This is a genomic window from Mesorhizobium sp. IMUNJ 23033 (assembly GCF_044778005.1).
Taxonomy (GTDB): domain Bacteria; phylum Pseudomonadota; class Alphaproteobacteria; order Rhizobiales; family Rhizobiaceae; genus Mesorhizobium; species Mesorhizobium amorphae_A.
The window spans coordinates 392,525-406,665 of record NZ_JBJACT010000001.1 but is presented as its reverse complement, the minus strand read 5'-3'; the positions used below and the strand labels follow the sequence as shown (position 1 = coordinate 406,665).

13 protein-coding genes and 1 pseudogene are annotated in these 14,141 nt (G+C 65.0%); 11 read left to right on the top strand and 3 right to left on the bottom strand.

From position 1 onward, the window contains the following. Nucleotides 1-151: 151 nt before the first annotated feature. Together ACFX5Q_RS01950 and ACFX5Q_RS01945 are read right to left on the bottom strand one after the other, a co-directional pair. Nucleotides 152-1,732 (bottom strand): 5-guanidino-2-oxopentanoate decarboxylase, encoded by a 1,581-nt coding sequence (locus ACFX5Q_RS01950; protein WP_404274946.1) that lies wholly within the window; start codon nt 1,730-1,732, stop codon nt 152-154. Continuing rightward, nucleotides 1,729-2,577: a dimethylarginine dimethylaminohydrolase family protein gene (locus ACFX5Q_RS01945; protein WP_404275356.1), complete on the bottom strand. Its 849-nt coding sequence runs from the start codon at nt 2,575-2,577 to the stop codon at nt 1,729-1,731. Before ACFX5Q_RS01945 ends, ACFX5Q_RS01950 begins: the two co-directional genes overlap by 4 nt. Before the next feature lie 222 nt (nt 2,578-2,799). Here ACFX5Q_RS01945 and ACFX5Q_RS01940 point away from each other — a divergent pair, with 222 nt between their 5' ends. The 7 genes from ACFX5Q_RS01940 to ACFX5Q_RS01910 all read left to right on the top strand — a co-directional run bounded on the left by ACFX5Q_RS01940 (nt 2,800) and on the right by ACFX5Q_RS01910 (nt 9,245). Next, the gene (locus tag ACFX5Q_RS01940) at nt 2,800-3,612 is read left to right on the top strand and encodes an ABC transporter ATP-binding protein (protein WP_404274944.1); all 813 of its coding nucleotides are present in this window, start codon (nt 2,800-2,802) and stop codon (nt 3,610-3,612) included. Nucleotides 3,613-3,670: 58 nt separating this feature from the next. Then, entirely contained in the window at nt 3,671-4,465 is a 795-nt protein-coding gene (locus tag ACFX5Q_RS01935) for a transporter substrate-binding domain-containing protein (RefSeq protein ID WP_404274942.1), read from the top strand. 214 nt (nt 4,466-4,679) lie between these two features. Further along, the gene (locus ACFX5Q_RS01930) at nt 4,680-5,345 is read left to right on the top strand and encodes an ABC transporter permease (protein ID WP_404275354.1); all 666 of its coding nucleotides are present in this window, start codon (nt 4,680-4,682) and stop codon (nt 5,343-5,345) included. Continuing rightward, nucleotides 5,345-6,154 carry an ABC transporter permease gene (locus tag ACFX5Q_RS01925; RefSeq protein ID WP_404274940.1) on the top strand — a complete coding sequence of 270 codons (810 nt, stop codon included), beginning with the start codon at nt 5,345-5,347 and terminating at the stop codon, nt 6,152-6,154. The genes ACFX5Q_RS01930 and ACFX5Q_RS01925 overlap by 1 nt, the downstream gene beginning before the upstream one ends. Before the next feature lie 90 nt (nt 6,155-6,244). Beyond that, complete coding sequence (locus ACFX5Q_RS01920; protein WP_404274938.1) at nt 6,245-7,246, top strand: Ldh family oxidoreductase; 1,002 nt, start codon at nt 6,245-6,247, stop codon at nt 7,244-7,246. A 385-nt stretch (nt 7,247-7,631) separates the two neighbouring features. Continuing rightward, nucleotides 7,632-8,084 (top strand): DoxX family protein, encoded by a 453-nt coding sequence (locus tag ACFX5Q_RS01915; RefSeq protein WP_404274936.1) that lies wholly within the window; start codon nt 7,632-7,634, stop codon nt 8,082-8,084. A gap of 186 nt (nt 8,085-8,270) precedes the next feature. Next, entirely contained in the window at nt 8,271-9,245 is a 975-nt protein-coding gene (locus ACFX5Q_RS01910; RefSeq protein ID WP_404274934.1) for a complex I NDUFA9 subunit family protein, read from the top strand. A 21-nt stretch (nt 9,246-9,266) separates the two neighbouring features. Here the strand turns inward: ACFX5Q_RS01910 and ACFX5Q_RS01905 are convergent, their stop codons facing one another. Further along, a complete protein-coding gene (locus tag ACFX5Q_RS01905; RefSeq protein WP_404274932.1) occupies nt 9,267-10,643 on the bottom strand; it encodes a cytochrome P450 in 1,377 nt (458 codons plus the stop codon). A gap of 195 nt (nt 10,644-10,838) precedes the next feature. Here ACFX5Q_RS01905 and ACFX5Q_RS01900 point away from each other — a divergent pair, with 195 nt between their 5' ends. From ACFX5Q_RS01900 to ACFX5Q_RS01885, 4 genes and pseudogenes are all read left to right on the top strand, one after another. After that, on the top strand, nt 10,839-11,408 hold the full coding sequence (locus ACFX5Q_RS01900) for an NADPH-dependent FMN reductase (protein WP_404274930.1): 570 nt from the start codon (nt 10,839-10,841) through the stop codon (nt 11,406-11,408). 52 nt (nt 11,409-11,460) lie between these two features. Beyond that, a pseudogene (locus ACFX5Q_RS01895) lies at nt 11,461-12,428 on the top strand (caspase domain-containing protein). Nucleotides 12,429-12,509: 81 nt separating this feature from the next. Then, a complete protein-coding gene (locus tag ACFX5Q_RS01890; RefSeq protein WP_404274928.1) occupies nt 12,510-13,088 on the top strand; it encodes a hypothetical protein in 579 nt (192 codons plus the stop codon). Continuing rightward, complete coding sequence (locus ACFX5Q_RS01885) at nt 13,025-14,107, top strand: hypothetical protein (RefSeq protein WP_404274926.1); 1,083 nt, start codon at nt 13,025-13,027, stop codon at nt 14,105-14,107. The genes ACFX5Q_RS01890 and ACFX5Q_RS01885 overlap by 64 nt, the downstream gene beginning before the upstream one ends. Nucleotides 14,108-14,141 lie beyond the last annotated feature (34 nt).

Here is a 14,141-nt window from a genome sequence, read left to right as displayed (position 1 = left end):
TTAGGCCACGCCGCCAGCGAAAGTCGCGCCTTTCACTCGATCACTCAACTGAAATATCGACATGGCTGGGTCGCGACTTTGCATCGCTCGGGCCGCCGGCCGGACGCAAGCCTCGCCAGGCTGACGCATGAAACGCGTTGCTCGGCCAAACTCAGTCCACGGTTATCTCGATGACGTAGGGCAGTCCGGTCGCGCGTGCGCGCTTGAGCGCATCCTCCAGCCCGCCAACGCCGGCAAGCCGCTCGGCGGCAATGCCATAGGCCTCGGCCAGCTTGCAGAAATCCGGCGGCGCCGGCGACACACCAACCGGTTCGACGCCGACATTCAGCATCGAAGTCTCGATCTCGCGATAGCCGCGATTGTTCCAGACGACGAAGATGACCGGCGCATCCGCATCGAGCGCGGCGCCCAGTTCCGGCAAGGTGAACTGGAAGCCGCCATCGCCGGTGAGGCAGACGACCGGTGCCTCAGGCACGGCAAGCGCGGCGCCGATGGCCGCCGGAGGGCCAAAGCCCAGCGCGCCGAAGCCGGTGGCGGCATTGAACCAGCCGCCCGGCCGGTCATGGTCGTAGTACAGGTTGGCGGCGTAGATCGGCTGCGTCGAGTCACCGACGATGATCGATCCGGGCAAGGCATCGCGGATCACTTCGACCGCGCGCATTTGCGCCTGCATGGCCGGGCCGAGCTCGGCAAACGCGGCCTGCCGGGTCGCGGCGGCGCGGGCCGGGCCGTCGGCCGATGCCGCCGGTGCGCTACCTGTTTGAGCCAGCAAGGCCTCGATTGCCTCGGCGCAATCCGCCTGGATGGCGACGGTGGCCGGGCGGCGCGCGAGCTGGTCGGCGCCGATGTCGATGCGGATTAGGTTGGGCGGTAGGACAAAACCGCCATCGCTATAGCCGTCATACTCGGTCGGACCGAATTCGGTGCCGGCGGCAATGACCAGGTCGGCCTCCGCCATCAGCGCCCGCACCGCCTTCAGGCAAGGGCCTGCCGGCACGCATAGCGGATGGCGGTGCAGCAGGCCGCGCGCATTGGCGGTCTCGACGACCGGCGCGCCGAGCCTTTCGGCCAGCCGCCGCAACGGCGCCTCGGCCCGCCTGGCGCCGCCGCCGGCAAGGATGAGCGGGCGGCGGGCGGCCGCGCAAAGCCTGGCCGCCTCCCCTATCGCCGCCGCATCGGGAACCGGCGGCGCGACATTGCTCAGCAAGGCTTCGATGCCGTCGCCCGGTTTGACCATGACATCGGTCGGGATTTCGATATGGACCGGGCCGGGACGCGAGGACGAGAACAGCGCGAAGGCGCGGCCGAGCACGCCGGGCAGTTCGCCGGCCTCGGTGACACGGTACGAGAACAGCGCCACCTTTTCCATCATGCCGCGCTGGTCGGGCAGTTCGTGCAGATGGCCAAGACCCTTGCCGAGCGTCGGCATGGCATTGACGCCGGAGATCACCAGCATCGGCACCGAATCGGCGCGCGCCTGGCCCATGGCGGTGATGGTGTTGGTGAGCCCCGGCCCGGTGATGACGAAGGCGACGCCCGGCCGGCCGCTGGCGCGTGCATAGCCGTCGGCCATGAAGCCGGCGCCCTGCTCGTGGCGCGGCGTGACATGGCGGATCTTCGAACGCGCCAGGCCGCGATAGAGCTCGACCGTATGGACGCCCGGAATGCCGAAAACGGTGTCGACGCCATGGGCTTCGAGCAAGGTGATGAGTGCTTCGCCGATCGTCGTCATTGTCTGAGCACCGGACGCGTGAGGCAGGTCGGGCCGCCCTCGCAAGCGATGCACAGAGCGTCGGCCTCGAAGGTCGAGACCGTGCAGCCGGCAGCCTGCATGGCGGCTGCGGTCTTCGGAAAACCGGCGACCGCGATGACCTGGCGCGGCGCGGTCGGCAGCACGTTGAGGCTGAGCCCGTTAGAGGCGAAGAATTCGTCGGCGTCGCCCTCGACCAGGCGAATGCCGCGGGCGCGCAGCATCTGGTAGAAGGTAGCCGGCAGCAACGGCGCGTAGACCAGCGCCAGATCGTCGGCCAGCGGGCTGATCACTGACATCAGGTGCAGGCAGGCCTCTTCGCCGTGCCACAGAGGAAGGTCGAAGCCATAGACCTGGATACCCTGCGGCGTCAGCAGGTTCGCAAGCTGCTGGATGCCGTCCTGGTTGGTGCGCACGCCGCGGCCTATGGCCAGCGTGGTTTTGTCCACCCAGACACAGTCGCCGCCTTCGACCTGGCCGGGGCTTTCGATGCGGCCAAGGACGGGAATGCCCATGCGCGTATAGGCCGCTTCGTGCAAGGCCGGTTCGTCACGGCGCAGCGCCTTGCCCATGGCGAGGATGATGGCGCCATGGTCGGTCATCAGCGAGGGATCGTGGGTGAAGACGGAATCGGCCAACCCGTCATCGGTGTCGGTCAGCCATTCGATCTCGGCACCCGAGCCCGCCACCAGCCTGGTCAGCGCCTCGTGCTGGGCGGCCGCCTTTTGCGGATCGAAGCCCGGGCCATAGTGCCACTCCGAAGCTCTGGCATGGCGCATGGCGCTGGCAGCGGAGCGCATCAAAACGCGTTCCAGTTGCCCGGCCATGGACTGCGACCCGAATGTTTTGCCCACCAACTTCTCCCTAAAACGTCCGTTGCCGCCACTAACCACCACAAGAGGCTGTGATCAATGGTCCAAAAACCGTGGTTGACGGAGGCAAGCGGAACGGTCCATCTTGCGACAGGGAACTTCTGTTTTGCGACGGGTAATGGGTAAACGATTGCAGCAGCGATGGGTCCGGCGGCTCCGCGGAGCACCGAAAGCGTAATGGCGTCGGCTACGGCTCCCGCACTGAAGCATACGGCGCAGGACGGCGCCGCCGAAGCCATCCATGTCGAGAACCTGCACAAGAAATTTGGCGAGCTGCATGTGCTGAAGGGCGTCTCGCTGTCGGCGCGCGACGGTGAGGTGATTGCCATCATCGGCGGCTCAGGCTCCGGCAAGTCGACTCTGCTGCGCTGCATCAACTGCCTGGAAAATCCGACCAGCGGCATCATCCGCGTCAATGGCGAGGAGATCAAGCTGAAGGCCGACAGCCACGGCCACACTGTTCCCGCAGACCGCAGGCAGATCGAACGCATCCGCTCCAAGCTCGGCATGGTGTTCCAGAACTTCAACCTGTGGAGCCACATGACGCTGATCGAGAACGTCATCGAGGTTCCCGTGCACGTGCTCGGCGTCAAGCGCGACGAGGCGATCGCCCAGGCCGAAAAGCTGCTTGCCCGCGTTGGCCTCGCCGAAAAGCGCGACGTCTATCCGGCCTATCTGTCTGGGGGCCAGCAGCAGCGGGCTGCGATCGCCCGCGCGCTGGCGATCAATCCGCGCGTCATGCTGTTCGACGAACCGACCTCGGCCCTCGATCCGGAGCTGGTCGGCGAGGTGCTGAAGGTGATCGGCGACCTGGCGCGCGAAGGCCGCACCATGGTGCTGGTCACGCATGAGATGAAGTTCGCCCGCGAGGTCGCGACGCATGTCGTCTACCTCTACAACGGGCTGGTCGAGGAAGAAGGACCACCGGAGCAGATCTTCGGTGCGCCCAAATCCGAAAGGCTCAAACAATTCATCCGCAACATCGGCTAACGATCCGGGGTAAGCGGGCGAAGAACCGGGAACCAACAACACACTGGGAGTCGTGAAAATGAAGACTGTTCTGAAGACATTCGCCGCAGCGCTGCTGCTCGGCGTTGCCGCCATGGGCATGGCCAAGGCCGATCCGGTCAAGATCGGCGTCGCCGCAGAGCCCTACCCGCCCTTCACCTCGCCGGACGCCTCGGGAAAATGGGTCGGCTGGGAGATCGATTTCATCGATGCTGTCTGCGCTGAAGAAAAGCTCGACTGCGTCATCACCCCCGTCGCCTGGGACGGCATCATCCCGGCGCTGACGACCAAGAAGATCGACGTCATTGCCAGCTCGATGTCGATCACCGACGAGCGCAAGAAGACGATCGACTTCTCCGACAAGTATTACAACACGCCGACCGCCATCATCGGGCCGAAGGACCAGAAGTTCGGCGCCACGCCGGATGACCTCAAGGGCAAGGTCATCGGGGTGCAGGTGTCGACCGTGCATGCCGTCTACGCCAAGAAGCACTTCACCGGTGCGGCCGAAATCAAGGAATACCAGACCCAGGACGAGGCCAACCAGGACCTCGCAGCCGGCCGTGTCGACGCGGTGCAGGCCGATTCGATCGCACTCGGCGAGTTCCTCAAGTCCGATCAGGGCAAGGGGTGCTGCGACCTGAAGGGCATGGTGGCTCCGGACGTCGAGGTTCTGGGTCCCGGCGTCGGCGCCGGCATCCGCAAGGAAGACACCGAGCTGAAGGACAAGATCAACGCCGGCATCAAGGCGATCCGCGCCAACGGCAAGTATGAAGAGATTTCGAAGAAGTACTTCGATTTCGACATCTACGGCGAAGACAGCCAGTCGAACTGACGGCCGCAGCTGAGCGAATAGCCATGCGGAGTGCTCCCCACTCCGCATGGTTTCGTCGAGACCTGTCCATGCAAGCTTGCTGCTGGCGGAAACCTCCAGCAGTCCTGGCGCCAGCCATTTGGGGGCGAAGCTGATCGAAGCACTTCTTCCGGCCTCGGCGGCCGGCATCATCGAGCTTCTCTCGCCCGTGCCGCCCGGCTGGGGCGGGACTCTGTTGCTCGGTCTGCTTCATTCGATAGAGATCGCGGTCGGCGCAACGTGCCTCGGTCTGCTGATCGGTACGTGCGGCGCCTATGGCAAGCTCTATGGCGGCCCGGTGGTGCGCGATCTCCTCGCCGTCTACACGACCGTGGTGCGCGCTGTACCGGAACTCGTGCTGATCCTGCTGCTCTATTACGCCGGCACCGACCTGATAAACCAGCTGCTGACGGCGATGGGCTATCAGCGTATCGACATCAGCGGGCTTGCGGCCGGCATCGCGGTGCTGGGCTTTGTCCAGGGCGCCTATTCGACCGAGGTCATCCGCGGCGCGATCCTTGCCATTCCGCAGGGCCAAATTGAAGCTGCGCGCGCGTATGGCATGTCTCCCGGCCTTCTTCTCAGGCGCATCACGCTGCCGGCGATGCTGCCTTTCGCCATACCCGGCCTTGCCAATCTCTGGCTGATCGCCACCAAGGACACCGCGCTGCTGGCAGTCGTTGGCTTTTTCGAACTCGCGCTGGCAACACGGCAGGCGGCGGGCGTCACCAAAGCCTATTTCACCTTCTATGTCGCGGCCGGCGCGCTCTATCTCATGCTGTCGCTGTTTTCCAACCTGATCCTCGGCCGCGTCGAGGCCTGGTCGCTGCGCGGCATGCCTTCGGTCAAGGAGGCACGTTGATGGCCGGCGAAGCGACCATCATCAACGTTGCCGCGCGCACATCGCTGTGGCTGCAGCCGCATCGTATCGTGCTGATCCTGATCGCGCTGGCGCTGGTCCTCGGCGCCGCCTTCTTCATGCGCTGGGACTGGCTGCCGCAATATTACGAAATGGGATTGCTGGGCATGTGGCGGTCGCTGTGGATCCTGGCCGTCACCTGCTTCCTGGGTTTCCTGCTCGCCGTGCCGCTCGGGCTGGCGCAGGCCGCCGGCCCGTTCTGGTTTTCCGCCCCCGCCAAGGCCTTCTGCACCGTGATCCGGGGAACGCCGTTGCTGATCCAGCTCTGGCTGCTCTATTACGGGCTGGGCTCGCTGTTTCCGCAGTACCCCTGGATCCGCGAGTCCTGGATGTGGCCCTATCTCCGCCAGGCCTGGCCCTATGGCGTCCTGGCGCTGACGCTGTCCTTCGCCGGCTATGAGGGCGAGGTGATGCGGGGGGCCTTCGCCGGCGTGCCGAAGGGCCAGCTCGAGGCTGCCCGTGCGTTCGGCATGAGCCGCTGGAAGATTTTCCGGCGCATCTGGCTGCCGCAGGCCATCTATCGGGCGCTGCCGACCCTGACCGGCGAAACCGTGCTGCAATTGAAGTCAACGCCGCTGGTGGCGACGATCAGCGTCATCGACATCTTCGCCGTCTCGTCCAAGGTGCGACAGGACACCTACCTCACCTATGAACCCTTGCTGCTGCTGGCGTTGATCTATATGGCGATCACCGGCATTCTCGTGTTCGCCTTCAGCCGGATCGAAGCGCGGATCCCGAACAAGATTGGTTAGCGAGTAGTGAGTGGCAAATAGGGTGTAGTCGGCCATTCGCTGACTCGTTTTCACTACTGACTACTCCCTACTCACTTAGGATTCATCGCCATGCAACTCAGTCTCGAGCAGGCAACCGGATTGTGCCGGATGGCGGCGCTGGGCGCCGGCGCCAATGAGGAAGCAGCGCAGTCGCTCGCCGCTTCGATCGTCGCGGCCGAGGCAGAAGGGCTGACCTCGGTCGGGCTGACGCATTTCATCGATTATCTGGAAGCGATCGAAGCCGGCCGCATCGACGGCAATGCCGATCCCGTCATCACCAGGCCGGCGCTCGCCGTCTATCTTTCCGACGCGCGTGGCGGCCTTGCCCATACCGGCTTCGACCGCACGATCGACGATCTCGCCAAGGCCGCAAAACTGTTCGGCGTCTCGATCTTCTCACAGAAGAACGCCTATACGTGCGGCGCCCTCGGCTATTTCACCGGCCGGCTGGCAGGACTTGGGCTGGTGTCCTTCGCCGCCACCAACGGGCCGGCGGTGCTTGCCGGTTCAGGCTCGGTCAAGCCGGTCTACTGCACCAACCCGATGTCGTTTGCCGCACCCACCGCCGACGGATCGCCTCTAGTCATCGACCAGTCGTCGAGCGCCACTGCCTTCGTCAACATCCGCAGGCTGGCTGAGGACGGCAAGAAAATTCCTGAAGGCTGGGCGCTCGACGAAAGCGGCAACCCGACCACCGATGCGGCGGCGGCCATGAAGGGCGCCATGCTTGCCTTCGGCGGCCAGCGCGGCGCCAACATCGCGCTGATGGTCGAGGTGCTGGCGGCCGGCCTGTCCGGCGCCAACTGGTCGCTCGACGCACCCTGGTTCAGCGGCGGGCCGGACAGCCCGGGAACCGGCCTGTTCGTGCTTGCGATCGAGCCGAAGCTGCTCGATCCGGATTTCGAGCAGCGCATGAGAGACCAGCTCGACCGGCTGCGGCGGCGCTACGGCGTGCACGTGCCGGGACGCGCCCGGGCCGAGGCGGCGGAGAAGGCGCAAGCGCGGGGCATTAACGCCCCCAAGGCGGTGGTGCAGCGCATTTCCGAATTCGCCGAGCGCTACTCGGCCTGAAAATCCTTATCCATCAAATAAATAGCCGATCTCTCGCGCGAGGCTGTGGGGCAGGCGTGGATTTTTGCGTCCGTCGCTGAACCTTCCGGTCAACCCCGGCGACCAATGCTTGTCCGGGTTGGGTTTGCCCGGTCGGTGCCTACTGTCGGATGCGTCCAGGGCTGGGGCGGGCGTCTCACGCCAAGCTGATACCGTCTCAGGTCAGGCCGTCTCGTTGGACCCTGGTTTCGACACGAACGTCACCCGGAAAACCCCGCTTCGGCGGGGTTTTCTACGTTTTGTCTCCTGTCAAGAAAAACATGTGTGCGATGGTCAACTTTTGTTTATTTGACACCGCCCGACGCCATCGGGCGTCTGCGGATGACAGCAACAGAGGGAGACCGCCTTGTCCGCAACCACCGACAACACCAGCAACAACCTTTTCATTCCCGCCCTTGGCGGCCTCTACGCCACACTGAACAATGCCGCGGAAACCATGTTGCGGGCGGTCGCCGGCATCTTCCTTACCATCCATGGCTCACAGAAGATCACCGATCCGCTCGGCGCCGCCGAGATGGTCGAGGGCCTCGGCTTCTATCCCGGCGCGTTCTGGTCGCTGCTTCTCTCCTGCACCGAATTCTTCGGCGGCATTTTCATCGCCATCGGCCTGCTCACCCGCCCGGCTGCCTTTGCCGGGATGTTCGTGCTTCTGGTGACTGTTTGGTTCCACTGGGTCACCATCGGCCAAGGTTTTTCCGGCGCAGAAAAGTCGCTGCTGTGGGCGGCGATCCTGCTCTTCTTCGTCATCCGTGGCGGCAACCGCCATTCGGTCGACGCGCGCATCGGCAAGGCGTTCTGAGGCTGGTCTGCCTGGACGCAATTCCCAAGGGAAAGCGCTATGCGCTTTTCCCGGGAAACCCGCTTCACACCTTTCCTGGAATTGCTCTGAAACAAGGTCACGAGCGACCTCCGGTCGCTCTTTGCCTTTGCCTCGAAACGGATTAAGAAGCGGCTTCAGCCAAGCTTGCGAGCGCCGGAGCCAGCCATGACCGAAATCCTGCAGACCCCCAAGCTCGTCGTCGTGTTCGGCGGGTCCGGTTTTGTCGGCCGCCATGTCGTTCGGGCGCTGGCCAAGCGCGGCTACCGCATCAGGGTGCCCGTCCGCCGGCCCGATCTCGCCGGCCATCTGCAACCGCTCGGCAATGTCGGCCAGATCCAGCCGGTGCAGGCCAATGTGCGCGTGCGCTGGTCGGTCGACCGTGCCGTGCAGGGCGCCGACCATGTCATCAACCTGGTTGCCATCCTGCATGAGAGCGGCCGGCAGAAGTTCGGCGCCGTGCATGAGTTCGGCTCCCGCGCCATCGCCGAAGCCGCGCGCTCGGTCGGTGCCGGCCTCACCCATATTTCGGCGCTGGGAGCGGACCTCAACGCGCAATCGGACTATGCCCGCACCAAGGCGCTCGGCGAAAAGGCGGTGCTGGAGACGATCGCGGATGCCGTCATCTTCCGTCCCTCGATCAATTTCGGACCCGAGGACGCCTTCTTCAACCGCTTCGCCAGCATGGCGCGCTATTCGCCGGTGCTGCCGCTGCTCGGCGGCGGGCACACCAAGTTCCAGCCAGTTTATGTCGGCGATGTCGCTGAGGCGGTGGCGCGCTCGGTCGAGGGCAAGGTCGAGGGCAGCCGGATCTACGAGCTCGGCGGGCCGCAGGTGCTCACCTTCAAGGAATGCATGGAAGAACTGCTCACCGTCATCGAGCGCAAGCGGATTTTGATGCCGGTGCCATGGTGGGTGGCGAACATGCAGGCGTCGATCCTCGGCCTGCTGCCCAACCCAATGCTGACCAAGGACCAGGTGCTGCAACTGCGCGAGCACAACATCGTCTCGGACGCGGCCGCCAGGGAAAACAGGACGCTTGCAGGCCTCGGCATCCAGCCGCAGTCGATCGGCACGATTCTGCCAAGCTACCTCTGGCGCTTCCGCGCCGCAGGCCAGTTCCAGCGCAAGTCGGCCGCGTAGCCGGCAGAAATTCGCTGCGGGTTATGAGGCGTGTCTGGCGGTGACCTGCATCGGCAATCCACCCTGCGGCTGCGTCGTCAGCTTCTGCACCGGCCAGGGCTTCGTCTCGGCAGTGGTGTCGAAGCGGAAGCGCGACAGCATGATGGCCAGCGCGATGATCGCCTCCTGCATGGCGAAGCTGGCGCCGATGCAGACGCGCGGGCCGGCGCCGAACGGCAGATACTGGTAGCGGTCGATTTTTTCACGATTCCCTGGATGGAAACGCTCGGGCATGAAGGCGTCCGGCCGGTCCCACAGCTTTCTGTGGCGATGCACGACCCACGGCATCACCAGCACCGCGGCGCGCCTGGGGATGTAAAGCTCGTTCCAGGTCTCCGGCTCGATCGGTTCGCGATTGATCGACGGCGCCGGCGGATAGAGCCTGAGCGCCTCCTCGAAGGCGGCGCGGGTGAGCGGCATGGCATCGAGCCATTTCGTCGGATCAGGCTCGCGCGCCAAGACAGTGTCGATCTCGCGCTCGACTTTTTCGCGCTCCCAGGGCGCCTCGGCCAGGCAATAGATCGTCCAGCCCAGAGCTCGGGCCGTCGTCTCGTGGCCGGCGCCGATGAAGGTGATGATGTTGTCCTCGACCTCGGCGCGCGTCAGCCCATCAGGCCCCTCGGCTTTGAGCAGCAGCGTGAGGAAATCCTGCGGCACCGCATCGGGATCGCGCTTCAGCCGCTCCTCGCGCATCCGGACGGTATCGGTGACGATCTTGCGGAAATAGGCCATCGTCTTGCGGCCACGGATGCGGGTGAGCCGCGGCAGCCATTCGGGCGCGCGCAGCAGGTCGAGCGGATCGACGCGGCCCATGGTCTCGAACAACCGGTCGATTTCCCTGGCCAAGCTGCCCGGCTCGCCCGAAATCTCGCCGGAAAACAGCGTCTCGGCCAGGATATCGTAGGTGAGCAGCGTCATGTCGTGGGCGATGTCGGAAGTGCCGCCGGCCTCGTAGCGGCTGACGAAGTCCAGCGTGCGTTTCAGCATCGGTTGGGCAAAACCGAAGATGTGGCGCGGCGTGAACACCGGCGCCATCGCCTTGCGCGAGCGCTTCCACACCTCGCCCTCGGCGGTCAGCAGGCCGTCGCGCAGGATCGGGCGCAGGATCATCTGGCGCACCGTCGCCATCTTGTAGTTCCTGGCATTGTCGACCAGCACATGGCGGATCAGGCCAGGGTCGTTGGCGATGACCAGCGGGCCGCCAATGCCGTTCACCGAGATCCAGGGTTCGTTGTAGGTGTGCTCGCCCCACAGCTCGAGCGGATTGCGGTGGACGATGCGCATCATCTCCAGCGTCGACGGCGGCGTGGTGCGCGGCTTCGGTGCGGGCCGAACGAAAGGGGCGGGCTGCGTGTCCATCGGATGCTCCGCTGATACCCCAATGTAGTGAGCGGCAAAGCCGGCGTCCATGTGGCCGAACGGCAGGGCACCGGGCATCCGCTCCCCGGAATGTGACCGGTCCCCTCGCCGTGCCTTCTTGCCGCTTGTTGGCGCGTGGCTTAGGTGACGGTCACCAACAGGTACCGCCACTGCCAATCATTCCAGGAGCCCGCCTTGAAACACCGGTTGAACGTCATCATCGGCAGCACGCGACCCAGCCGCGCCGGACCGGTTTTCGCCAAGTGGCTGGATGGCTTTGCGCGCGAGCACGGCAAGTTCGAGCCCGTCCTGACCGACATCGCCGCGTTCAACCTGCCGGTGCTAGATGAGCCGCATCATCCGAAGCTCGCCAAATATGAGAAGGACCACACCAAGGCCTGGTCGAAGGCGATCGACGCCGCAGATGCCTTCGTCTTCGTGGCGCCGGAGTACAATTATTTCGTGGCGCCGGCGATCGTCAACGCGGTCGACTATCTCTCCCGCGAGTGGAAATACAAACCCGCAGCCATCTTCAGCTATGGCGGCGTCTCCGGCGGCCTGCGCGCGGCGCAGGCGGTCAAGCCGCTGCTGACTTCGGTCGGCGTGATGCCGATCCCCGAGGGCGTGGCGCTGCATGCCTATCAGAAGCTGCTCGATGAGGATGGCGCTTTCGAGCCCAGCGAGCAGGTGCTTGGCGGTACCAGAACGATGCTCGACGAGCTGTTCCGCTGGAGCGAGGCGCTGAAGCCGCTGCGGGCCGGTTAGGCTCCGTTTACCGGCAAGACAACCCGGCTTGTTCACGCCATAAAGAGATGAAATGCTCCGGCCATTGACCGGGCCGGGGCGGTTCGACTTGCGATTTCTGTTTGCGCTATTGCTGATCTTGTCGACGGCCGCCGCCGCCATGGCGGAGCGGCGCGTGGCGCTGATCGTCGCCGATGACGACTACCGGCTGATCCGGCCGCTGGCCAATCCCGTCAATGACGGCGAGGCGATGGAAGCGGCGCTGAAAAAGCTCGGCTTCGAGGCGTCGTCGAAACCAACCGGGATCTGCGCCGCATGCGCCGCGCGCTCTACGATTTTCGCGAGGATGCCAAGGGCGCCGACGTGGCGCTGGTGTATTTCTCCGGCCATGGCGTCGAAATCTCCGGCGACAACCGGCTGCTGCCGGTCGATGCCGACGCTTCCTCGCTCGATGCGCTGAAAAGGACCAGCCTGCCGCTGGAAGAGGTGCGCGAGGCCGTCGCCGCGACGGCCAAGGTCGGGCTGATCGTGCTCGACGCCTGCCGCAGCGATCCGTTCACGGCAAGCGCCGGCGAAGGCCGTGGCGCGACAGCGCTGGCCAAGAATGTCTCGGACAAGGTGCGGCCCGGTCTCGGCCGTATCGGGAAGGCAGAAAATACCCTGTTTGCCTTTTCCGCCGCGCCCGGCGAGACGGCCGGCGACGGCACGGGCCAGAACTCGCCTTTCACCGCGGCGCTGGCGAAATATCTCGGCACCGACGGGCTCGAAATCCGCTCGGTGCTGACGCTGGTGCAGCAGGAGGTCTACGACCTGACGCGCGGCAAGCAACTGCCCTATGTCGAGAGCGGCCTGCCGCAACTGTTCTTCGCCGCATCCACCAGAGAGCAGTTGCCGGAGCGCGAGCGGCTGCTGCTGGCCATGGCCGAGGTGACACCACAAATGCGCGACGAGGTCGAGCGGATCGCCAGCGATGCCGACATGCCGCTGGCGCCGCTCTATGGCGCGCTGATCAGCGCCGATGCCAGCCATCTTTCGGCGTGAACGCCAGGCTGCGCGAGGCCGCCGACGCCTTCGTCAAGGTGCGCAGCGAAATGAAGGGGTCTCGGCGCCAGCGATCCGCAGGTGAGCGCGCTGCGCCAGCAGGCGCAAGAGCAGCTTTCGCTCGGCGCTTTCAATGCCGCGCGGGCAAAACTCGCCGAGGCCGCCGGCATCGACAGTGTGTCGCGCAAGGCGCTGAAGGCCAATTTCGCCAGTCGCACACTGTCCGAAGCCGCGACGCGCTTTCTGTCGAGCGGTGCGGCCCGCGCCGACCTCAACTATGGCGCCGCCATCAAGGATTATGAGGCTGTGCTGGCGCTCTATGGCGAGGCCGGGCCGTCGGCGCTCGATCCCGACGATTTCGACCGCCAGATCCGCACGCTGGATGAGCTGGGCAAACTCTACACCACCGTTAGCAACATCACCGCCGCCGGTCGCGCCTTCGAGGCGCTGCGGGCCAATCTCGAGCAAAGGTCGCGGCAGGAAACCGATCCGGGCGTGCGGCGCGATCTCGCCATCAGCCACACCAAGCTCGGCAACATCAGGATGGCGCAAGCGATCTGCCGGCGGCCCTGCAGAACTACCAGACGGCGCGCGCGATGCTGCGTGAGCTGGCCTCGGCCGACCCGGGCCGCCTGGAATGGTTCGGCGATCTGGCCATGAATGACGACAAGATCGGCGACGTGCTGGTGACAAACGGCGATCTGGCCGGCGCCTCACAAGTCTACCAGGAAAGCCTGTCGATCAAGAAAGTGCTCGCCGCCAACGAGCCGGAGCGCGCCGACCTGCAGCGTGACCTGACCATTTCCTATGACGAGATCGCCCGCCTCGCACGTGCCGCGGGACAGCTGGACGATGCGCAGGCGGCCTTTGAAGAAGGCCTGATTATCCGCCTTGCCTTGGCCGTGAAGGCGCCCGACGACGCGCAAAGGCAACGCGACGTCTCGGTCAGTCACGACACGATCAGCGACCTCAAGCGCGAGCGCGGCGACGCCGTCGGCGCGCTTGCCGCCTACCGCAAAGGCCTAGGAATCGTCGAACGGCTGCTGAGCCGCGACCCCGATAACACCGAGCTGAAGCGCGATCTGTCGGTCGGCAACACCAAGATCGGCAGTGCGCTGAAGGATCAGGAGGATTGGCCGGCAGCGCTTGCGGCCTATCAACAAGCGCTGGCGCAGGCCCGTCAGCTCGCAGACGGCGACCCCGGAAACACGGAGTGGCAGCGCGACCTCTCGGTCAGCCTCGAAAAGGTCGCCGGCGTGCTTGCCATCCAGGGCGACCGCAAGGGCGCGCTCAAACTGTATCTCGACAGTTTCGTCATCGTCGACAGGCTGGCGAAGCTGGACCCGGCCAATCTCGACTGGCAGCGCGACCTGTCGATAACGCTGTCGGAGATCGGCATGCTCAAGGTCAAGCAGCGCGACATCAAGGGTGCGCGGCAGGCGTTCCAGGATAGCCTGGACATCCGCCAGCAGCTTGCCCAATCCGACCCCGACAACGCCACCTGGCAGCGCGATCTGGTGGTTGCGATGATCGACTATTCCCAGGTCGCCAAGAACCCGAAGGCGGTTCTTTCCGAGGCGCTGGAGATGACGCTGGAGCTCGACCGCAGCGGCCGGCTGGCGCCGCGCTACAAGTTCATGATCAAGTTTCTCAGGGATCGATTGGCCCGCGTGAAATAGGCCTGACCGAAGCCGGTCGCCGATAGCCGGCTCT